The following is a 21,595-nucleotide window of genomic DNA, read 5'->3' as shown; positions in this document are numbered from 1 at the left end:
TTTGTCACCCTTTGAATTCTTAAATATACAATTATCATGAGTATTGCAAGCAACCTAGAAGCGATTAATTTAGAAGTTAAAGCGCTCGGCGTTCAACTAGTCGCTGTATCAAAAACAAAACCGAATGAAGATATCATGGAAGCCTATGAAGCTGGGCAACGTGTTTTTGGTGAAAACCTTGTTCAAGAACTTGTTGAAAAATATGAATCTTTACCAAAAGATATCGAATGGCATCTTATTGGTCACTTGCAAACAAATAAAGTTAAATACGTAGCTCCCTTTGTGACCTTAATCCATGCTGTTGATTCTTTCAAACTTCTGAAAGAAATCGATAAACAAGCCGCTAAAAACAAGCGTGTGATCGACTGCTTACTTCAGGTACACATTGCTGAAGAAGATACTAAATTTGGTTTTGACCATGCAGAATTAATTGAAATGTTACGCGATGAGGAATTTTTAGCTTTAAAACATGTCAACATCCGTGGCTTAATGGGTATTGCAACCAATACAGAGAATGAAAAAGAGATCAAAGAGGAGTTTTATGAGCTAAAATCATTATATGATGGTATCAAGGCAAGTTTCTATCGTAAAAACGAAAGTTTCGATACGCTGTCGATGGGTATGTCTTCTGATTACAAATTAGCAATAGAAAAGGGATCTAACATGATCCGGGTGGGAAGTACTATTTTTGGAAAACGCGTCATCAAACATTTTAAAAACAATGACTAAAGCAATTATTAGAACTGCTGTTGAAGCAGATTGTCCTGCAATGCTGGAATTAATTAAAGAACTTGCCATATTAGAAAAAGCACCCAATGAGGTAACGGTCTCTATGGAAGAGTTTATTGACGCCGGATTTGGGCAAAACCCAATATGGGGAGCTTTTATTGCAGAATTTGATGGGAAAATCGTCGGAATTTCACTATATTACATTCGTTATTCCACTTGGAAAGGAAGAAGGCTCTATCTTGAGGATTTAATTGTGACAGAAAGTATGCGTGGCTATGGAATTGGCAAACAACTTTTCGAAGAAACTATCAATTACGGCAAATCTAAAGGATATCAAGGCATGGTTTGGCAGGTTTTGGATTGGAATGAACCTGCTATTCAATTCTACCGAAAGTATAAAGCGGACTTCGATGCCGAATGGATTAATGTATCGATAACATATTAAAACAGAAAAGGACGGTTAAATTACATGAAACCAAAATACTATTTCAACCCCTCGATCATTTTTGCATTAATTGCCATTACTTCATGTACTGGTAACGATACGGCAAAAGAACAAAAGAAAGCTAGTGGTGATACGCTTCATTATGACATGAAAGAAGTGCATCGATATAGCAACTTTTTTGTGAAAGAAGGTGAAAAAATAGACACAACATTCTTCAGAGCTAAATATCCACAATTCAAGGATACCGTCATCAACACATTACTCAATCAATCGATTAATTTAGAAGGTGATTCGGAAATCAGTATTTCAGCCAAAAGATTCGTCGATGCATATGATGAATATGTAGAAGAAAATAGTGGCAGTTCTTCTGCAGCCTGGTTTCGGGATTTACAGGCAAAAGTATATCAAAATACCCCTAAGTTTATCAGCATAGAAACCAACCAAACCGAATATACCGGTGGTGCTCATGGTGACCATTTTACTCTTTTTACGCATTATGATATCAATTCAGATCAAAAAATAACATTAAACGATATCATAAATGAAGAAAATCAGAAAGAATTGATTAAAATTGCAGAAAAATACTTTCGCAAACTGGAAAATCTATCTGACAAAGAATCTTTAAATGACAAGTTCTTTTTTGAAGCTGGCAATTTTACCCTTGCAAACAATTTTGCTTTAGACAAAGAAGATCTACTTTTCTATTACAATGTATATGAAATTAAACCCTATTCTGGGGGAAACACGGCACTAAAAGTGCCATATAAGGATATAAAACACTTGATTTCAAACAAGGGTCTAGAATATATCAATAGTATTAATTAGCAATCAACCTCAACGTAATCCTATCCGATGCAAGTTTTTAAATTTGGTGGCGCATCAGTCAAAGATGCTGAAAGTGTAAAAAATTCAGCACATATTATCTCTAAATATAAAGTGGATGCTTTATTGGTCGTCGTATCGGCCATGGGTAAAACCACCAACTTATTAGAAGACGTAACAAAAGCATATCACCAAAATACAGGTGAAGCATTTGAAATACTTGAAAAAGCCAAAGCATTTCATTATAACATATTATCCGATTTATTCGAAGATTCCAATCATCCCATATTTGATGAAATCGCCAATTGTTTTGTCGAAATCGAATGGATATTAGAAGAAGAACCACAAGATTCTTTTGATTATTTATTTGATCAAATCGTTTCTACGGGTGAAATCGTTTCTTCCAAAATTCTAGCGGCTTATCTCAATCACATTGGTGTAAAAACCCAATGGCTAGATGCCCGCAACTACATCATGACCGATAACACCTATACCGAAGCGCAGGTTAACTGGGAAAAGACTGAAGCTATTATTCAAGCTGAGATCCCAAAAATCCTTAGCGAATATATCGGGGTCACACAAGGATTTATAGGCTCGACATCCGAAAATTTCACGACAACATTAGGTCGTGAAGGATCAGATTATTCGGCAGCAATCTTTGCAGCATGTTTAAATGCTGAACACGTGACAATCTGGAAGGATGTACCAGGTGTACTCAATGCCGATCCAAAATGGTTTGAAAAAACTGAATTGATACCTGAATTATCTTATACAGATGCAATTGAATTGACCTATTATGGAGCAACAGTTATTCATCCGAAAACAATTAAGCCACTTCAGAACAAAAATATCCAGTTAAATGTGCGGTCGTTCCTAAATCCGGAAGTACCAGGAACTAAGATCAAGAGCACAAATGTATCTTTACCTGTACCATCGTTTATTTTTAAGGTCAATCAAATTTTGATATCCATTTCACCACGTGACTTTTCATTTATTGTAGAAGATAATCTGCGCGATATTTTCAATTTGTTTCACCAATTCCGCATTAAAATCAATATGATGCACAACAGTGCAATCAATTTTTCAGTTGCTGTAGACGATACCGGTCAAAACATCCTGGAAGTGCTGGACGAATTAAAGAAAAAATTCAAAGTCAATATTGAAACTGGCCTAGAGCTTATCACCATCCGTTACTATAACCAAGAAACAATCAATAGAGTTTTAGTGGATAAACAGGTGATCAGCGAACTGAAAGATACCTATACTTGCCAGCTTCTTGTAAAAAAAATATAGATGAATACACTTATCCTTCAAAAGGAGGTTCAAGATTTTATTAATCAAAATGAATCAGAATCTTCCGCTAAATTAGCGCTAAAAAAATCTCCTTTTGAAGGAATTACCTCGTCTGAACTTGCAACACAAATAGATGGCAGACAGCGATGTCGCAAAAAAATTCCGCTCTGGGCAGAAACTGCGAACATATATTACCCCGATAAATTAAACTTAGAACAATGTTCTTCGGAAAAAACAGCGATATTCAAAGCATCACTAATTCCGGAAAACATCACTTTAATCGATATCACGAGCGGCTTTGGTATTGATGATTTTTACTTTTCAAAAAGAGCTAAAAAAGTAATTTCCTGTGAGATCAATCCGCAACTTGCACTCATATCTCAATACAATGCCAAGCAATTACAAGCTAAAAACATAGAAGTTATCGCTTCAGATGGAGTAGACTATATTGCTAAAAATAAAGATCTTAATATAGGGTATATATACATAGATCCTTCCCGCAGGGTGGCGCAGCAAAAAGTTTTTATGTTGAGTGATTGCGAACCCAACATCGTTTCCTTACAGGAAAACTTTCTACAAAGAGCAGCCCATATCATGATAAAAGTTGCTCCTCTTCTGGACATCACAGCAGCATTGTCTGAGCTAAACCATGTCAAGCAAATCTATGTCATTAGTCTGCAAAATGACTGTAAAGAGCTACTTTTCATTCAAGAAAGAGATTTTTCTGGTCAAACAGAGATTACCGCTGTCCGTATTTTCGGTGACAAAACACAACAATTCACATTCACACAGGCAGAAGAAACTGAAGCGGTCACTTCATTTTCAGCACCGCTGCGTTATCTTTATGAACCGGATGTATGTCTTACTAAAGCTGGTGCTTTTAAAAGTATAACCAAAGCATTTGATCTTAAAAAACTGCACCAACATACGCACCTATATAGTTCAGAAATTTACCAAGAAGATTTCTTAGGAAAAATTTATGAAATCATCGAAGTTATTCCGTTTTCCATCTTCAAAAAATCAAAAGAAAAATTAAGAACAAACGCTCTAGCTAGAAATTTCCCTTTAAAAACAGAAGTGCTAAAAAAGAAATTTAAAATTATGGACGGCGGTGAATTACATAGTTTTTTTACTACAGATCATACAGGAGAACTGATTGTCATCCACGCGACACGAAAATAGTAAAGCGACAATACCATTACATATTTACCTAAAATAAAGCATAATTTTATTATATGAGAAATATAGCTTTATCAGCTTTAGATCTTGCGCCAATCAAAAAAGGTTGCACAACGTCAGAAGCATATAACAGAACCATAAAAATAGCGCAACATATTGAGCAGTTAGGATATAAAAGAATCTGGGTAGCAGAACACCACAACATGGAATACATTGCCAGTTCAGCAACCTCGCTCGTTATTCAGCACATTGCAGCAAACACCAAAACCATTCGTGTTGGATCTGGAGGTATTATGCTACCGAACCATGCGCCCCTTGTCATTGCAGAGCAATTCGGTACCTTAGAGACTCTTTATCCAAATCGTATTGATCTTGGATTAGGCAGAGCTCCGGGAACGGACCAAGAAACAGCAATGGCATTACGTCGCAATAATTTTAATACAGCATACCAATTTCCACAGGATGTTGCGGCACTGCAACAATATTTTAGTGACAGTAATGTTGACTCCAAAGTAAGAGCTTTTCCGGCCGAAGGTCTAAACGTTCCTTTATATATTTTAGGATCCAGTACAGACAGTGCCTATTTAGCCGCCAGCCTTGGACTACCCTATGCATTTGCCGCACATTTTGCACCGGCACAACTGGCTCAAGCAAGCGCCATCTACCACCAGAACTTCAAACCGTCAGCTAGTCTTTCAGCACCATATTTTATTGTTTGTGTCAATGTAATTGCCGCGAAAACATTAGAAGAAGCCGAATTACAGTCAACAAGTGTAAAAAATTTATTTGCGGGGATTCTAACCAATACAAGAGCACCATTGTCACCTCCAACATTTGAGGTTATTTACAAAGGGATTCCAAGTATTGAACAAGCCGCAAACAATATGCTTTCCTGCAGCTTTATAGGAGACAAAGAGACCATCAGAAAGGAATTGGAACCGTTCATCGAAAAACTGCAAATCGATGAACTTATGGCCATATCTTATATTTATGATGATCAAAAATGTCTTGACTCATTCCGCATATTGAAAGAAGCATTAACAGATTAAGAAAGTTTATTTACATCGTGCATTAAAATTTCTATATTTAATTATTCAAATTATAATGCACGATGAAATATTTAAGCCTTACAGCACTATTTATAACACTTATTTTTCAGTCCTGTCAAAATCAGAGCCCGGTTAATAAGACAATTCCTAATGACACTGCCGCTAGTGAAATAACAAGCGACACAAATGCAGTGAGCAGGTCTAGCATCAAAACCTCTCCCAATAAAGAAGCATCCATATTTATGATAGATACCTATCGGATGGATGAGTATTCAGAAGATCCGAGCAAAATTTTAAATGAAGGATGGCTAGATCTTTATGAGGAAAAAGGAGAATATTACCTTGCAAAGGTCGATTATAAAATAGAAGATGGATTCAGTGAGTGTGCGGGAGTACCCACGAAAGGAGTAATTTCAAAAAGAAATTCCATCCTATTTCTCAATTTCCCTTTTTTAAAAGCAGGAAAAATTGAAAATCTAAAGATCACCAAAGCTGAAATATGGCCTAAAGAAACTGTTCAGTATAATTTTAACAACCAGAAATACTTGTTAAAAGGATATGGTGACATTGTAGGAACCAATATTCAAACAAATGACCAAAACCATGAAGAAGTCTTTCATGATGTTAAAAATTATAAATTAACATGTTCATTCAACGGAAACTCAGAAATAAACATGTTCAAAGCTGACCAATTTAATGACACTTTTATCAAAACATTATTTGTAGGAGATATTGATCGTGATGGAAAACTTGATTTTATTATTTCAACCCCGACCGATTACGAAGAAAACAGCATTATGCTTATCCTTTCATCTCAAATAAGAGATAACGATATGGAGAAAAGCAGCTATAAGCAAGATGTGCAATTTGATTGTTAACGATGAAAATAAAGGCGATCATACAGGATTTCAATCCGGTTCAAAAATGTATACTTTCATTTTCCTTTAGCATCCTAACAGCTGTTATTTGCTATTGTCTAAATATAAACCTCTTAATGAGTGCTATACTTTTTTGGATTACCTTTAGTTTGAGTTACAGCGCTGTGTCGTGGTTTATCTTTTACCAGATGCCCGTAAACCGAATTGTTAGAAAAGCGGCATCCGAAGACGGAAGCCGTCTATTTGTATCCATTTTCATTTTAATGGCAAGTTTTGCCTGTTTGTTTGCTGTACTTCTCATTATTATCACAGATAGTACGACGGATATGCCCAAGGGCGCAAGCATCAGCATCTGTGTATTAAGTATGATGAGCTCTTGGTTTTTGGTACATACGACCTATGTCTTCCATTACGCACATCTGTACTATGCAGACGGTGCCACTGGTAAAGGATTGGATTTCCCAGGAAATGAAAAACCTGATTATATGGACTTTGCATACTTTTCATTTGTGCTCGGTTGTACATTTCAAGTTTCAGATATTGAAGTTTCGTCACGAAAAATTAGAAGAGTGGTTCTATTTCATGGATTACTCGCTTTCGCTTTAAATACATTTGTTGTTGCATTAACAATAAATATTATTTCCGGCCTTATACATTAACCAAAAAATTTGTACTGGCTACAGACCCTTTCTGGATCAATACAAAAAAATCAAATAGCATACCGTTCTAAAAGCGAAGCCTTGTTACAAAATGTCCTATAAGAAGAAAACGCACCCATCGAGCGATGGTGTGCGTTTCTAATTGAAAGGGAATTGAAAGGAATCTTTATAATTTCTCTGCATGTTGTGAAATATCCATACCTAATAACTCCTCCTCTTCAGATGCACGAAGGGGTGAAATCAGATCTGTTATTTTCAACAATAAGAAAGCAACAATTAAAATAAAAGCAGCGGACGCAAACAAACCAATTATATGCGCCTTAAATAGGGTTATTTCACCAAAAAATAAACCGTTATGTTCAACAACACCATTAATTTTTTTATGAGCAAATACGCCTGTCAAAATCATCCCTACAATACCTCCAACACCATGACAAGGAAAAACATCTAACGTATCATCGACCTTTGAACGGGTACGCCAATCGACCACAAGGCGACTTACAATTGCCGCTACAGCACCAATTACTAATGAATGAGGAACAGTTACAAACCCGGCGGCCGGCGTAATCGCAACCAGACCCACTACTAGACCAATACAGGTTCCCATTGCAGATGGTTTAGTACCACGGATAGCATCAAAGAAAATCCAGGTAAGTGCAGCTGCTGCCGAAGCCGTCATTGTTGTTGATAGTGCCGTCGAAGCAAGGCTAGAAGCAGAAAAGGCAGAACCTGCATTAAAACCAAACCAGCCAAACCACAGCATACCGGTACCGAGCAATACATAGGTTACACGTGCAGGTGTATGATGACCAGGTTCTCTACCCTGTTTTAAGTAAATCGCTGAAGCCAGTGCTGTTAAGCCCGCTGACATATGTACGACAGTTCCTCCGGCAAAATCCAAAACACCCAGCTTAAACAATAAGCCATCAGGATGCCAGGTAGCATGTGCCAAAGGAGCATAAATGAAGACGAAAAATAAACAGATGAACAAAATATAAGATGTAAAACGGATGCGCTCTGCAAAAGCCCCCGTAATAAGCGCCGGTGTAATGATCGCAAATTTCAATTGAAACATAGCAAACAGTGCAAATGGAATCGTTGGAGCACCCACCCAAGGTTTACCATCAATTACATGATCAAACATAAAATACGTCATCGGATTACCGATGAAACCTCCGATACTATCTCCAAATACTAAACTGAAACCAAAAACAACCCAAATAACACTAACAACAGCCATACAGATGAAACTTTGAAGCATCGTTGAAATAACATTCTTCTTTCTTACCATTCCACCATAAAAATACGCTAAACCTGGTGTCATAATTAGCACTAATGCCGTTGAAGTCAACATCCATGCTATATCAGCTCCATTATATTCATAATTTCCATCATTTTTAGGTAAAGAAGGGAAAAATAGCGCCATTAAAACTATTATTACCATAAAATAGAAAGGAATCGCTGTTTTTTTAATCATTTTTAATTGTTTTGTTAATCAATATCCAAATTAAGGTAAAAATTACAGTAAAAACAATATTTATTTCAAATATTTTCAAATAAAACATCAAAATTATACAAAAACACAAACAACAACAGATATATAATGCATTTTACTCAACATAAAACAGAAAAAGGGGGTAGAAACTTAATTCTACCCCCTTTAACAAGACTTATATAACAAAAAACTACATTTGTCTACTTGATATTATCTTAATAATACTTACTTAAGCACCAATTTGCTTATCCAGTTTCTCACTTAACACTGATTTTGGCACAGCACCGATTTGTTTATCGACAATCTCACCATTTTTGAAGAATAATAACGCAGGAATATTACGAATTCCAAAACGAACTGAAATTTCTGGGTTTTCATCAACATTTACTTTTCCGATTACCGCTGTATCAGCATAATCCTTAGCCAACTCTTCTACAATTGGACCTACCATACGACATGGACCACACCACTCTGCCCAAAAGTCAATTAAAACTGGTTTGTCTGATTTCAACACAACTTCTTCAAAGTTGCTATCTGTAATTTCTAAAGCCATATTTTTATTTTTTTAACCGAAGTTATTTGATAATTATTATTTACTCATTTATAAGAACAAATATAATAAAGATGTCCGTAATATAAGTGTAATATTAAATTGACACCATTTAATTCAATCGGTAATTTACACCTTCAAACTGCTCTATAGCCTCTAAGAACTCATTTGTCAAGTTGATACGCTTTAATTTCGCAGGCATCTCAATAGAAATTTCATCCTGCGGATCCCAAATTTTGAAACGCAGTTGACAATTCGGGACCACCCCTTCGATCTCATTTGAATCCAGCACTTGCTTCATCTCCTCCAAAAATAGATCATTTAATGCTGGCAATGCAATATTAATGGTGAAAATTTTAGCCATTTTCTCTCTCAAATCCGACAATAGCTGAATACCCTTGATCTCAAAACCCCAGTTCCCAACTTGTTTAAACCTTTCCTGCACCAAACCTCGGAGCTGCACAAAATAGCCTTCTTCAAGATACCCCTTGAACTTCACATAATCTTCACCAAAAACCATTATTTCATAAGAATCTGAATAATCCTCAATAATGAAAGAACCAAAAGGCTTACCCGATTTTGCAATACGATGGTTGGCAAGAGCAATAATACCACCGATAACAACCTCCTTATTTTTTATCCGATTAAAATCCAACAAAACATCTTCTTCAACTTCAGAAGCCTTAACCTTATTGATTAACTGCAGATCACTCACTTTGTTTTGACAGAAATGCTTAATCTCAAACTTATAGTTATCCAAGGGATGACTAGTCAGATAAATACCGATTACCTCTTTCTCGTACTTTAATTTTTCGATCAAACCCCATTGTGGACAAGAAGCTAATACAGGTTCTGGAAGCTCAGCCGCACCATCTCCACCAAATAAACTTACCTGAGCCGAATTTTCATTTTCCTTGAATCGCTGTGCAAACTTAATCGCTTTTTCCAAACCCGTGGAATTATCTTCACTGTGAAAATATTGAGCACGGTGCATATTTTGAAAACCATCAAATCCACCCGCATAAGCTAAACTTTCAAAAGCTTTTTTATTAGCTGCACGCAGATCAATCCGTTTTGCCAAATCAAAAACCGATTTATAGGGTCCCTTTGCACGTGTCTGTACAATCGTATCAACCGCTCCTGCTCCCACACCTTTAACAGCTCCCATTCCAAATCGGATCGCACCACGATCATTCACAGTAAATTTATAATGTGACTCATTCACATCTGGAGCCAATACTTCAAGTCCCATGCGCTTACACTCCTCCATAAAGAAAGTGACCTGCTTGATATCATTCATGTTATTTGAAAGTACAGCTGCCATGTATTCCGCTGGAAAATGCGCTTTCAGATAAGCAGTTTGATAAGCAATCCAAGCATAACAGGTAGAGTGCGATTTATTAAAGGCATAACTTGCAAAAGCCTCCCAATCTGTCCAAATTTTTTCTAATACTTTCGGGTTATGTCCCTTTTCAGCAGCCTGAGCAACAAACTTAGGTTTCATCTTATCCAAAACCGCTTTTTGCTTCTTACCCATAGCTTTACGCAATACATCGGCATCACCTTTGGAGAATCCTGCCAATTTCTGAGAAAGAAGCATCACCTGCTCTTGATATACAGTAATACCATATGTTTCCTGCAAATATTCCTCACAAGCATCTAGATCATAAATAATAGGCTCTGTCCCGTGCTTACGCTTGATAAAACTGGGTATATACTCCATTGGTCCAGGTCTATAAAGGGCATTCATAGCAATTAAATCCGCAAAAACCGTTGGTTTCAGATCTTTCATATGCTTCTGCATACCCGGAGATTCATATTGGAATACCCCAACCGTTTCTCCTCTTTGGAATAACTCGTAAGTCAATTGATCATCAATAGGAAATTCATCGGGATCTAATTCCAACCCATTACTCAACTTCACGTTAGCGACCGTATCCTTTATTAAGGTCAATGTTTTTAACCCTAAAAAGTCCATTTTCAACAAACCTGCAGATTCAACAACAGAGTTATCAAACTGTGTCACATACAGATCTGAATCTTTTGCTAATGATACAGGAACAAAATTCGTGATATCGTCAGGAGTAATAATTACCCCACAAGCATGGATACCTGTATTACGCATTGAACCTTCCAATACGCGTGCCTGCTTAATCGTTTCCGCTTCAAGACCCGCACCTTCCGATATGGCGATCAGACGATTAACAGCTTCCAGTTCATCTGCGCGCAAAGTCTCTTTCAACGCTTTTTCATCCATATTGAAGATCTTTGCCAGCTTCAAATTTGGAATCAGTTTTGCAATTTCATTGGCTTCCTGCAATGGCAGATCCAGTACACGAGCCGTATCTTTAATAGACGATTTGGCAGCCATAGTACCATATGTAATAATCTGGGCTACTTGCGAAGCTCCATATTTATCAATTACATACTGCATCACGCGACCACGACCCTCATCGTCAAAGTCAATATCAATATCGGGCATCGACACACGATCGGGATTTAAGAAACGCTCAAATAGCAAATCGTATTGTATCGGATCCAAATTTGTAATTCCTAAACAGTATGCTACGGCAGATCCAGCGGCAGAACCACGACCTGGGCCAACAGAAACGCCCATTTTACGAGCTTCAGCAATAAAATCCTGTACAATCAAAAAATATCCAGGATAACCGGTCTTCTCAATGGTAGTTAACTCAAAGTCCAGGCGCTCCATGATATCGTCTGTTACACCCTGCTTGTAACGACGCTTAGCTCCTTCTATGGTTAGATGTCTTAAATACTTATTTTCACCCCTCTTACCATGATCTTCCTGATCTTCTGCAACCTGAAATTCCTCAGGGATATCAAAAGCCGGTAAAAGAACGTCACGGTATAAAGTAAAGATTTCAATTTTATCGACGATCTCCTGAATATTGATAATCGCATCTGGTATATCCTTAAATAGCTTCTTCATTTCTGAAGCAGGTTTGAAGTAATATTCCTGATTAGGTAATCCAAACCTAAAACCTCGCCCCCGTCCTTTCGGTGTGCTCAACTTTTCACCATCCTTCACGCACAACAAAATATCATGGGCGTGAGCATCAGGCTTATTGATATAATAGGTATTATTCGTCGCAATCAGCTTTACATCATGTTTACGAGCCAAACTGACTAGCGTCGTATTTACGCGGTCTTCATCCTCCTGACCATGGCGCATCATTTCAATATAAAAATCATTCCCAAACTGCTCTTTCCACCAGATCAAAGCTTCTTCAGCCTGATTTTCACCGATATTAAGCACTTTATTGGGCACCTCTCCTTGAAGATTCCCAGACAGGACAATTAAATCCTCTTTATATTGCTCAACAACCTTTCTGTCAATACGAGGTACATAATAAAACCCTTCCGTATAGGCTACTGAGGCCATTTTAGCCAGGTTATGATAACCTTTTTTATTTTTCGCTAAAAAGACAATCTGATAACCATTATCTTTTCTTTTCTTATCAAAATGATCATCACATACGAAAAACTCACAACCCACAATAGGTTTGATTATTTTCTCCGTAGGACTTTCTCCAGCAGCTTCTAATTCTTCATTTTTTGCTTTCGCCGCTTTATTATGATCGCCTACTTTAGAAACAAAATGAAAAGCACCCATCATATTACCATGATCGGTCAATGCAACAGCTGGCATGCGATATTTCGCAGCAGTATCCACCAAATTAGCTATAGAAATTGTTGATTGCAGGACCGAAAACTGAGAATGATTATGTAGATGTGCAAAATAGGCATTTTCAAAATCATTCAGCACATCATGATCAATCACAACTTCCTGACCACCAGCTGGCTGACTACGCTTTCTAATTTCATCTGAAGCAGCCTTCAGATTCACGTGCTTCAAACCAACAGTTGGAATTACTGATGGGTTTTGCTGTTTAAAATCTACAAAATATCCTGTATCAGTCTGTAACTGATCAACAGTAAAAACTTCCCTTCTAACTAATTCAAAAAAACAACGTGTAGTTGCTTCCACATCGGCAGTTGCATTATGTGCTTCAGCAAAGGGAACTCCAAATAGATACGAATGAAGTTCAGTTAAATTTGGTAATTTAAAACGACCTCCACGTCCACCAGGCAATTGCAGCAAAGCAGCTGTAACCTCAGTACAGGTATCCAAGATAGGCATTTCACCCATAGGAGATTGAACATCATAACGATAGAATTCGCTACCCATAATATTCAAATCAAAACCAATATTTTGACCTACAATAAATTTGGCTTTAGCTAATGCTTCATTAAACTTAACCAGAACATCTTGAATGGGAACACCCTGTTCTGTCGCTAACTCGGTCGAAATACCATGAATTTTCTCGGAGTCATAAGGAATATTGTAACCATCCGGCTTGATCAGATAATCCTCATGCTCAAGCAGATTACCCATTTCATCATGTAACTGCCAAGCTATTTGAATACATCTGGGCCAATTATCAGTATCTGTAATCGGCGCATCCCAACGTTTGGGTAATCCTGTTGTTTCCGTATCAAATATAATGTACATACCTTAATTCTTTATTCTTTCCTAAACAGCTAAATATCAACAACTAAAAGACTTTCAAACAGATTAAAACAGACCTGTTTAAAAGTTTACTAATTTACAAATTTATTCCTCACTAAAGCTGAAAAACAAGTCATTTTACTAAAAAAAATAAGCTCATTTTTCATCTTTTCGCACCCCTCTTATCCTGCTCAAACAAAAACTGCGTTGTACAAAAAAAGCAATGAACTTAAGCCATCATTTTAAATGCTTTTACTAATTCACTAACAGCCTGATCTAATTCATTTTCAGACAAGGATGCAAAGCCAAATCGAAATGCATTTTGAGTTTCATCGATACGAACAATTTCAAGCGAACAGTTCAAAAGTAAATCATTCACCAAAAACGGAGGCTTTAACCGCACCCAAATGGCCATTCCACCAGCAGGCAAGGAGAAATAAATATAATTACCTAATCGATCCCGTAAAAGCTGATCCAAATAATCCCTTCGTATTTTATAGCAACGTCGTGCTTTTTTTAAGTATCTGTTCAACTCTCCCTCTTTAATTAACTCGGCTAAAGCATGTTGCATATAACCATCTCCTCCCACATCAATTATCTTTCTATAGGCAGTACACTGCGCAATGAATTTTTCTGGAGCAACCATAAAACCAATACGGATGGAAGGATCTAAGATTTTGGAAAAAGAACCGATATAGATAACATGCCCCTGATGATTACTACTGGCCAATGGTAAATAAGGAGATGAGGTATAATGATAATCATAGTCATAATCATCTTCAATAATCACAAATCCATACTGTTCAGCTAATGCTAATAATTTCATTCTACGCTCTACCGAAAGCGTAACTGTGGTGGGATAATGATGATGTGGTATAACATATATCAAGCTGATTTTTTTCAACTTACACCAAGCTTCCACGGCATCCGTATCAATACCATCCTCATCAACCGATACCGAAATAACCGATGCTCCGGTATCTTTAAAAACCTGATTTGCCAACGGATAGTTGGGTTCACCAACAAGCACATGTGAACTATTATCCAGTAAAAGTTGTGCTGCCAAATATATACTCATTTGCGCTCCATGAGTAATCAGCACATGTTCCACCCCCATAGTGAGACCTCGAGATTCGATCAGATGATTCGCCAATTGCTCGCGAAGCTTGAGCACACCTTGCCCCGTACCAATATTTGCAATCTTCGAAATTGTTTTCCGGTTTGTAAAAGTCCGATAGGTCTTCAATAAATCATCAATTGGTGACAATCGTATATCAGGATATCCGTCATCAATAAGCACCTTATCAAATCTTTCCGCGATTTCAACCGACACTTCTGGCTGAGATTTTTTATACGAAATGGGAAGATCTTTTCCGTACCCCGTACGCACGAATGGCCTATTCCATTTTTGGGCCTTTAAAATTGGGATAAAGTTTGAAACAGCAACATATTTACGCGGTTCCACAATAATCCAGTCCTGAGACTGGAGCTCTTCGTAAGCAGCGATCACTGTTTTACGGTGAACAGCAAGATTTTTTGCCAAATCACGACTGCTGGGCAGATGTGCCCCAGGTTTTAAAACCCCATCGCTGATCGCATTAATGATTGAAATCGAAATCTGCCTGTATAGGGCAATATTACTCGATTTATCAATGGTTATAATATGTTCAAAAGGAAGCATACTGGACTACTTAATTACTTAAAACTGGAGCACAAAGGTAGTCCTATTTAAGAGTAATTTTGTCATAACAATTAAAAAAAGAAAATATGAAATCAGAAATTAGACAAGCAACATTAGCAAACCTTGACGAAACAGCAGTATTATTTGATTTATACCGTGTTTTTTATCGTCAGCAACCAGATCTTGAAAAAGGAAAAGCTTTTCTTAAAGAAAGATTTGTAAATAGCGAATCGACGATCTTCTTAATCTATGTGGATAATCAAGCAGTAGGATTTGTACAGCTTTATAAACTTTTCCATTATACCAAACTTGCTAAACAATGGTTATTAAGTGACTTATATGTACACCCGGACTATCGCGGCCAAGGTCTATCGATAGCGCTTATTGATCGCAGTAAATTATGGTGCGAAGAAACAAATGCTTGTGGACTAATGCTGGAAACAGAAAAAACAAACATAGTCGGCAATAAGTTATATCCGAAATGCGGATTTGAATATGATGGACTACACAATTATTATCACTGGTGGAAATAAACATACTGGAATGGCGAACGTAAAACGTTCGTCATTCTTCAAAAATTAAACTCAAGCTTTACTCAAAAATTAATAAATTGCCACCATGAATATTTCCGATCTGATTATTACTAAGAACGAGCAGACTGAACTGGCTAATATTTTTCTTAATCAAGAGAACAATGCTTCCATACAGCAGTTAATAAAAGAATATACCTACAGCGAAGAGCTCCTTCAATATGGACTACCTGTAAACAATAAAATCCTCTTGCATGGAAGTTCCGGATGTGGTAAAACAACAACCGCCAAAGCAATCGCGCAAACACTGGGAAAACCTATTTTAACACTAAACCTCAGTACAATCGTCTGTTCCCGTATTGGCGAAACATCTCAAAACATAAAGCAAATATTTGATAAAGCGGCCCGCGAAAAGGCTGTCCTATTCCTAGATGAGTTTGATCAAATTGCAAAAGCAAGAGGTAATGACGACAAAGATGTTGGGGAGATGAGACGCCTGGTAAATACACTGATTCAACTCATCGATTATTTACCACAGACCGTATTACTGATCGCTGCAACGAACCATGTATCCATTATTGATAAAGCATTGCTGCGCCGATTTCAATTACAGATCAGCTATGATTTACCATCACAGTTAGAATTAGACAAGTATTATGATAAGCTTGTCGAAAAATTCCCTGCAGATATTAAACAGTTTCAAAGAAAATACGAGATATCCTATGCAGAAGCTCGCGATCATGCTTTCATACAAGTTAAGGCAAGTCTGATAGCAAAATTGGAAAAACAATAAAATCACGATGATATGACTAACACAACCTTAGAGAATCTGAAAGTAATTGAAGATAAAATCAAAGCATGTTGCCTGCTAAACAATCGTGACCCCAAAGAAGTCAAACTATTGTTAGCGACTAAAACAGTTCCGGCAAATCGTATAAAAACGGCTTTACTCGCAGGATATACATTAATTGCAGAAAATAAAGTTCAAGAATTAAGGGACAAATATGACGATTTAAAAAATATCCCGCATACCAATCATTTTATAGGCCATTTACAAACCAATAAAATCAAATACATACTCCAGCATGATGTCACTTGTGTGCAATCTATAGATCGGTTTGATCTAGCCCAAAAAATAAATCAAAGATTACAACTTGAAAATCGAACGATAGACATTTTAATCCAAGTGAATACTTCCATGGAAGAAAGTAAATTTGGCATATCACCTGATAAAGCCATTGATCTGATACGACAGATAGCCATATTAGAAAATGTAAAAATTAAAGGGCTCATGACCATTGGTCTATTCAGCGCAGAAGAAGATAAAATTCGTGCCTGTTTCCGATTATTGAAAAACCTCCAGCAAGACATTATCAAAGCTGAAATCCCTGGCGTCGAAATGACAGAATTGTCCATGGGTATGAGTGGCGATTATGAAATTGCTATTGCCGAAGGAGCAACAATTGTACGCATAGGGACAGCAGTATTTGGAAAGCGGATATATCCAGACTCCCACTATTGGGACGAAAGTAAAAACTAATATCACAAAAAAGGCTTTCCAATGAAAGCCCTTTATATCCTGTTATAATTAAGAATTATTTTGCATCCAAAATAATAACCTCAACTCGTCTATTCTTTTGACGACCTTCTGGAGTTTTATTATCTGCTACAGGTTTAGTCTGACCAATACCCTTTGCCGCGATTCTAGACTCTGCAATTCCAGCATCTACCAAAAACTTTTTAACCGAGTTAGCTCTCTTTTCAGCTAACCATTGATTATACTCCACAGTACCTGTCGCATCTGTATGCCCATCAACACGGATCTTACTTTTATTTTCTTTTAAAAGTGTTGCCAATTTACTCAATTCCGCTTTAGCTTTTTCTGTTAAATAAGAAGAGTTTGTCGGAAATAGCAAATCTGATGAAATCGTAAATTTAATTCCTTCATCTGTACGAGTAGCATCTTCAAAATCACGTTTAACGTTTTTCAATCCATCATCAGTACCATCAATACTAACAACAGCACCTGGATTAACAATTACAGCTTGTTGTTTACATGAAAACAAAGAAATTGAACAAAGCAAAGCAACAGCAATACTATTTATTTTTTTAATCATCGAATGTTTAGATTATTTATGAAAGCAAAAACTAACTGTAAAGATATAAAAAAAAGTGAACTCAAGAAAAACAGAAAGGGATACAGATCTTAGACATAACGCTACAAGATCTTGTATCCCTTTAATTCGTTCAGCAGTTTCGCTTATTTCTTATGATAGATCTTTTTAATAGTTGCATTGATCTCCGGTATCTGGTTATACAATTTCCAGATCAATCCAGATTTTGCATTCTCCATTAAAACAGCCACACTCGCCTGATTTTTCGCATTAAAACCATCGGAAACATCATTATTTTTCAAATCAATCCAAGATCTAAAACCATATTGGGTAAACAGCACCTTAGCATATTGATCATAAAATTTGCGCAAAGATTTTTGACCGATCTCCTGTTCGAAAGCAACAGCCGAAATTGCGATTGCTGGATTCACTAAATAATGCCCCACGCTATCGCTCGGATTCTGTACTCCCCAAATATCTGTATAACTAGATCCCAGGTTCAATTCATTATCCCTTCTTTTATAAGCTAAAATATAATTACTTGCTAGCTCACCATAATCGACATAACCATCGTATTTTCCTCTCGGATCTAAGGTTAAAAATGGTTTATAAAACTCAATTAAACTTTTATTTAAATCGCCAATTGCAATTTTTTTACCATACAGCATATGTTTTTCAAAGATCAAACTATCTTCAAAGGATACGGGGGTAGCTGGTTGCACCTGCGGTATCATAAGCCCACCATTCATATGCGAAGCAGCACCTTGATCAACTGTCGATGGAGATAAACGAAGTAAACTATCCGCTAGAGGTAATTTTTTAGCATATCCATTCAGGTAACTCGCTTCCGTCAATGGATAAGTCGGAGAAGACATCGCTAATAAATAAGCACTTAAACCATCATTCAAGCCGTTTAAAACTTTAGACTGATAGGTGCTATCTACAGCTGACCATCGATCCATCAGTGCATCAGGATTTGACTTTGATGTTAGCTTTTGCCAATTCACCCGTTTCCACAATTTCGTTACATCCTCTCTAAAATTCTGTTCATCAGCAACATCTTTTGAGAAGTATTCCCGAGCAACAAGCAATCCTTCCATAAGTTTTGCCGTCGCTTTAACATCATACATCTGTACGCCATCAGTATAAAATGGTACGCCTTCCCTTCCATCATAAAATGCCGTAAATACACCCTCATGATGCTGAGCCTTGTTTAAAAACTTCATCATCCTACTCAAACGCAACAATAAAGCTTGACGCGAAATAACATTGTTTTCAGCACCAACCAATAATGAAAGAATCGCATAACCCGATTCTTCTATAGAAACGATCGCCTTTTTATTTGATTTATTAGGTAGAAAAAGACCACTGTTGATGTCATAGTTCTCAATAAAATAATTGACATTCGTCAATTTAATCAAATTAGACAGTTCTAAATCACTTGCAGGTTTGGTTTGAACTTCTTTTACCGAAGAAAATGGAGATTCCAGATAATCATAATCTACCCATGCGATCTTATAGTAATATTTTTTATTGTATTCATCGACAAGATCATAGCATTTTTGCATAAAGACAGGACGGATGGCAATCGCTTTAAAATCAACATTATCTGTCGATCTGTAAATTTTTATATACCGGATACTTGGTGTTAACGGCAGTTGCCATTGAAGCTCCACCTGCTTATCAATACTGGTTACCTGTGACAGAATAGCTCCTGAAGACAACTTGACACGTGAAGGATTTTTAGGCAAAAACTCCAATTGATCTAAAAACAACTGATGCGTCATCTCATCAGTTCCGTTTTGATGAAAAACCACTTCAGAAACTGCTTCCCCTGCTTTTAAATTTCCAAATTTTGACAAGGGTATCTCTATATTAAGCCAAGTATCATGATCAAAATCATCTATAAATGGGGAAAGTTCTAAAATATTAGTTTCAGAACCATTTTGAAGCAATTGAATTTTCGGAAGAGTTTTTTCTTTCGTATGCGGTGTTTGCACATACATTTTAATTGTCAGCACATCACTGGCCTGGACCTGATAATTGATCTTATGGCGATCATTTAGTAAAGCAACCTTCCAATTTCCAGCATTTGATGACAAATAACGGAGTGAAAGTGAATTTCCTGGAGTAAAAAATAAAGAATCTGTAGTCGGTAAATTTTTCTTTACATTCTGTACCCAACTGTCTCCCGAATATTCCACCAAGCTTTTGGCATAGTTACCTGACAAGAGACTGTTCTCAAACACAACTTCAGGATAAGTTTGTGCAGACAAGGTTGTTGCAGAAGAAATAGATAAACCGATTATGAATAGTAATTTTTTTGACATGCGCATAAATTGATAATAAACATCAAACAAAAAGTAAGCCATCTATACTTTAATGAATCACAAATGTAATAAAGGATTTCCAATGTAAATGTCATACGTAATTTTAATTTCGGAAAAAATGCACTAATTTAGCCATCTGATTTTTTCATAACAACTTTATATGAAAACTACATTTGAATTTGAAAAGCCAATTGCAGATTTGCAATTGCAGATAGAAAAAGTGGAACAAGTTGCCGTAAAGACGAAAGTCGATATGAGTGCAACTGTGTTAGAGCTACAAGAAAAACTAGCGAACGCTGAAAAAGAGATATACGGTAATTTGTCTGGTTGGGAAAATGTGCAGATGTCGCGTCATCCGGAGAGACCTCAAACATTTGATTACATTAACATGATCTGTGATGATTTTATCGAATTACACGGAGATCGTACTGTAAGAGATGATAAAGCCATCGTCGGTGGATTTGCATCAATCGGAGGTCAATCAGTTATGGTTATCGGGCATCAAAAAGGAAAAAATACCAAAGAGCGTCAATACCGCAACTTTGGTATGGCTAACCCTGAAGGATACCGTAAAGCTCTTCGCTTAATGAAAATGGCAGAAAAATTCAACAAACCTGTCGTTACATTGATCGATACAATGGGTGCATACCCAGGTTTGGAAGCTGAAGAAAGAGGTCAAGGAGAAGCCATAGCACGCAACTTACTGGAAATGTCGGTACTAAAGGTGCCTATTATCTGCGTAGTAATCGGGGAAGGTGCTTCTGGTGGTGCATTGGGTATCGGTATCGGTGATCGTGTATACATGCTAGAGCATACCTGGTATTCTGTCATCTCTCCTGAATCTTGTTCCTCTATCCTATGGAGAAGCTGGGACCACAAAGAAAAGGCGGCAGAGGCACTAAAATTAACCTCAAAAGACATGTTAGGTAATGGTCTAATTGATGGTATCATTAAAGAACCATTAGGTGGAGCACATCAAAACCCTGAATTAGCGGCCGAGTTATTAAAAGCAAAATTGGTTGAAGATCTAGCAATCCTGACCGCCAAAGACGAGGATGTTTTAGTGGACGAACGTATTGCGAAATTTAGCAAAATGGGTGTAGTTGTTGAATAACATCACCATTCACAAGTAAAATAAAAGGGATGCTTTCAGAAAAAGTGTCCCTTTTATTTTGTTCCGCCCCTCTCCAGTAAAGAAAATAGAAAAAATAAGATTTTAAAAAAGAATACGTTACAACATATTTCAAAAAAAACAGCAAATATATTTGTTCCCTTTGCTAGATTTTTCTAGCTTTGCATCACTCCAA

18 protein-coding genes are annotated in these 21,595 nt (G+C 36.9%); 12 read left to right on the top strand and 6 right to left on the bottom strand.

All coding sequences use genetic code 11. The features are described from left to right. Window positions 1-36: 36 nt before the first annotated feature. The 8 genes from ACFS6I_RS08275 (at window position 37) to ACFS6I_RS08240 (ending at window position 7,054) form a co-directional block, all read left to right on the top strand. Window positions 37-729 carry a YggS family pyridoxal phosphate-dependent enzyme gene (locus tag ACFS6I_RS08275; protein ID WP_132845497.1) on the top strand — a complete coding sequence of 231 codons (693 nt, stop codon included), beginning with the start codon at window positions 37-39 and terminating at the stop codon, window positions 727-729. Beyond that, on the top strand, window positions 722-1,174 hold the full coding sequence (locus tag ACFS6I_RS08270; protein ID WP_132845499.1) for a GNAT family N-acetyltransferase: 453 nt from the start codon (window positions 722-724) through the stop codon (window positions 1,172-1,174). Before ACFS6I_RS08275 ends, ACFS6I_RS08270 begins: the two co-directional genes overlap by 8 nt. 24 nt (window positions 1,175-1,198) lie before the next feature. After that, window positions 1,199-1,999 (top strand): DUF3298 and DUF4163 domain-containing protein, encoded by an 801-nt coding sequence (locus ACFS6I_RS08265; RefSeq protein WP_380919565.1) that lies wholly within the window; start codon window positions 1,199-1,201, stop codon window positions 1,997-1,999. Between the two features lie 27 nt (window positions 2,000-2,026). Continuing rightward, window positions 2,027-3,289: an aspartate kinase gene (locus ACFS6I_RS08260; protein WP_380919563.1), complete on the top strand. Its 1,263-nt coding sequence runs from the start codon at window positions 2,027-2,029 to the stop codon at window positions 3,287-3,289. After that, window positions 3,290-4,471: a class I SAM-dependent methyltransferase gene (locus tag ACFS6I_RS08255; protein WP_380919561.1), complete on the top strand. Its 1,182-nt coding sequence runs from the start codon at window positions 3,290-3,292 to the stop codon at window positions 4,469-4,471. Window positions 4,472-4,524: 53 nt separating this feature from the next. Further along, window positions 4,525-5,517 (top strand): LLM class flavin-dependent oxidoreductase, encoded by a 993-nt coding sequence (locus tag ACFS6I_RS08250; protein ID WP_380919559.1) that lies wholly within the window; start codon window positions 4,525-4,527, stop codon window positions 5,515-5,517. A 62-nt stretch (window positions 5,518-5,579) separates the two neighbouring features. Further along, entirely contained in the window at window positions 5,580-6,395 is an 816-nt protein-coding gene (locus ACFS6I_RS08245; RefSeq protein WP_380919557.1) for a hypothetical protein, read from the top strand. Window positions 6,396-6,511: 116 nt separating this feature from the next. Continuing rightward, window positions 6,512-7,054 (top strand): DUF1345 domain-containing protein, encoded by a 543-nt coding sequence (locus ACFS6I_RS08240; RefSeq protein ID WP_237682739.1) that lies wholly within the window; start codon window positions 6,512-6,514, stop codon window positions 7,052-7,054. Between the two features lie 166 nt (window positions 7,055-7,220). Here the strand turns inward: ACFS6I_RS08240 and ACFS6I_RS08235 are convergent, their stop codons facing one another. From ACFS6I_RS08235 to pdxR, 4 genes are all read right to left on the bottom strand, one after another. Further along, window positions 7,221-8,531 (bottom strand): ammonium transporter, encoded by a 1,311-nt coding sequence (locus ACFS6I_RS08235; protein ID WP_380919555.1) that lies wholly within the window; start codon window positions 8,529-8,531, stop codon window positions 7,221-7,223. Between the two features lie 247 nt (window positions 8,532-8,778). Then, on the bottom strand, window positions 8,779-9,102 hold the full coding sequence (gene trxA / locus ACFS6I_RS08230) for a thioredoxin (protein ID WP_021190487.1): 324 nt from the start codon (window positions 9,100-9,102) through the stop codon (window positions 8,779-8,781). Between the two features lie 109 nt (window positions 9,103-9,211). Continuing rightward, a complete protein-coding gene (gene dnaE, locus ACFS6I_RS08225; protein WP_380919552.1) occupies window positions 9,212-13,636 on the bottom strand; it encodes a DNA polymerase III subunit alpha in 4,425 nt (1,474 codons plus the stop codon). A 226-nt stretch (window positions 13,637-13,862) separates the two neighbouring features. Then, complete coding sequence (pdxR, locus tag ACFS6I_RS08220) at window positions 13,863-15,314, bottom strand: MocR-like pyridoxine biosynthesis transcription factor PdxR (protein ID WP_380919550.1); 1,452 nt, start codon at window positions 15,312-15,314, stop codon at window positions 13,863-13,865. An 86-nt stretch (window positions 15,315-15,400) separates the two neighbouring features. Between pdxR and ACFS6I_RS08215 the strand changes: the two genes are divergently transcribed. The 3 genes from ACFS6I_RS08215 (at window position 15,401) to ACFS6I_RS08205 (ending at window position 17,384) form a co-directional block, all read left to right on the top strand. Continuing rightward, window positions 15,401-15,847 carry a GNAT family N-acetyltransferase gene (locus ACFS6I_RS08215; protein ID WP_021190484.1) on the top strand — a complete coding sequence of 149 codons (447 nt, stop codon included), beginning with the start codon at window positions 15,401-15,403 and terminating at the stop codon, window positions 15,845-15,847. Between the two features lie 85 nt (window positions 15,848-15,932). Further along, window positions 15,933-16,637 carry an AAA family ATPase gene (locus tag ACFS6I_RS08210; RefSeq protein WP_380919548.1) on the top strand — a complete coding sequence of 235 codons (705 nt, stop codon included), beginning with the start codon at window positions 15,933-15,935 and terminating at the stop codon, window positions 16,635-16,637. A 12-nt stretch (window positions 16,638-16,649) separates the two neighbouring features. Then, window positions 16,650-17,384: a YggS family pyridoxal phosphate-dependent enzyme gene (locus ACFS6I_RS08205; RefSeq protein WP_380919546.1), complete on the top strand. Its 735-nt coding sequence runs from the start codon at window positions 16,650-16,652 to the stop codon at window positions 17,382-17,384. Between the two features lie 55 nt (window positions 17,385-17,439). On the opposite strand, the gene ACFS6I_RS08200 is transcribed toward ACFS6I_RS08205, so the two are convergent. Beyond that, window positions 17,440-17,961 (bottom strand): OmpA family protein, encoded by a 522-nt coding sequence (locus ACFS6I_RS08200; RefSeq protein WP_206368298.1) that lies wholly within the window; start codon window positions 17,959-17,961, stop codon window positions 17,440-17,442. A 143-nt stretch (window positions 17,962-18,104) separates the two neighbouring features. Beyond that, window positions 18,105-20,288 (bottom strand): glucoamylase family protein, encoded by a 2,184-nt coding sequence (locus tag ACFS6I_RS08195; RefSeq protein ID WP_380919544.1) that lies wholly within the window; start codon window positions 20,286-20,288, stop codon window positions 18,105-18,107. Window positions 20,289-20,448: 160 nt separating this feature from the next. Between ACFS6I_RS08195 and ACFS6I_RS08190 the strand changes: the two genes are divergently transcribed. After that, window positions 20,449-21,402, top strand: a complete 954-nt coding sequence (locus ACFS6I_RS08190; protein WP_380919542.1) for an acetyl-CoA carboxylase carboxyltransferase subunit alpha — start codon at window positions 20,449-20,451, stop codon at window positions 21,400-21,402. Window positions 21,403-21,595: the final 193 nt, after the last annotated feature.

This window comes from Sphingobacterium anhuiense (assembly GCF_042686355.1).
In the GTDB taxonomy this organism is placed as follows: domain Bacteria; phylum Bacteroidota; class Bacteroidia; order Sphingobacteriales; family Sphingobacteriaceae; genus Sphingobacterium; species Sphingobacterium anhuiense.
The sequence above is the reverse complement of the archived record's forward strand: the minus strand, read 5'-3'. Positions and strand labels throughout refer to the sequence as shown.

Excerpts from the sequence above, each read along its gene's own strand:
- ACFS6I_RS08275 (WP_132845497.1), top strand. The coding sequence starts at position 37 with ATGAGTATTGCAAGCAACCTAGAAGCGATTAATTTAGAAGTTAAAGCG.
- ACFS6I_RS08270 (WP_132845499.1), top strand. The coding sequence starts at position 722 with ATGACTAAAGCAATTATTAGAACTGCTGTTGAAGCAGATTGTCCTGCA.
- ACFS6I_RS08265 (WP_380919565.1), top strand. The coding sequence starts at position 1,199 with ATGAAACCAAAATACTATTTCAACCCCTCGATCATTTTTGCATTAATT.
- ACFS6I_RS08260 (WP_380919563.1), top strand. The coding sequence starts at position 2,027 with ATGCAAGTTTTTAAATTTGGTGGCGCATCAGTCAAAGATGCTGAAAGT.
- ACFS6I_RS08255 (WP_380919561.1), top strand. The coding sequence starts at position 3,290 with ATGAATACACTTATCCTTCAAAAGGAGGTTCAAGATTTTATTAATCAA.
- ACFS6I_RS08250 (WP_380919559.1), top strand. The coding sequence starts at position 4,525 with ATGAGAAATATAGCTTTATCAGCTTTAGATCTTGCGCCAATCAAAAAA.
- ACFS6I_RS08245 (WP_380919557.1), top strand. The coding sequence starts at position 5,580 with ATGAAATATTTAAGCCTTACAGCACTATTTATAACACTTATTTTTCAG.
- ACFS6I_RS08240 (WP_237682739.1), top strand. The coding sequence starts at position 6,512 with ATGAGTGCTATACTTTTTTGGATTACCTTTAGTTTGAGTTACAGCGCT.
- ACFS6I_RS08235 (WP_380919555.1), bottom strand. The coding sequence starts at position 8,531 with ATGATTAAAAAAACAGCGATTCCTTTCTATTTTATGGTAATAATAGTT.
- trxA (WP_021190487.1), bottom strand. The coding sequence starts at position 9,102 with ATGGCTTTAGAAATTACAGATAGCAACTTTGAAGAAGTTGTGTTGAAA.
- dnaE (WP_380919552.1), bottom strand. The coding sequence starts at position 13,636 with ATGTACATTATATTTGATACGGAAACAACAGGATTACCCAAACGTTGG.
- pdxR (WP_380919550.1), bottom strand. The coding sequence starts at position 15,314 with ATGCTTCCTTTTGAACATATTATAACCATTGATAAATCGAGTAATATT.
- ACFS6I_RS08215 (WP_021190484.1), top strand. The coding sequence starts at position 15,401 with ATGAAATCAGAAATTAGACAAGCAACATTAGCAAACCTTGACGAAACA.
- ACFS6I_RS08210 (WP_380919548.1), top strand. The coding sequence starts at position 15,933 with ATGAATATTTCCGATCTGATTATTACTAAGAACGAGCAGACTGAACTG.
- ACFS6I_RS08205 (WP_380919546.1), top strand. The coding sequence starts at position 16,650 with ATGACTAACACAACCTTAGAGAATCTGAAAGTAATTGAAGATAAAATC.
- ACFS6I_RS08200 (WP_206368298.1), bottom strand. The coding sequence starts at position 17,961 with ATGATTAAAAAAATAAATAGTATTGCTGTTGCTTTGCTTTGTTCAATT.
- ACFS6I_RS08195 (WP_380919544.1), bottom strand. The coding sequence starts at position 20,288 with ATGTCAAAAAAATTACTATTCATAATCGGTTTATCTATTTCTTCTGCA.
- ACFS6I_RS08190 (WP_380919542.1), top strand. The coding sequence starts at position 20,449 with ATGAAAACTACATTTGAATTTGAAAAGCCAATTGCAGATTTGCAATTG.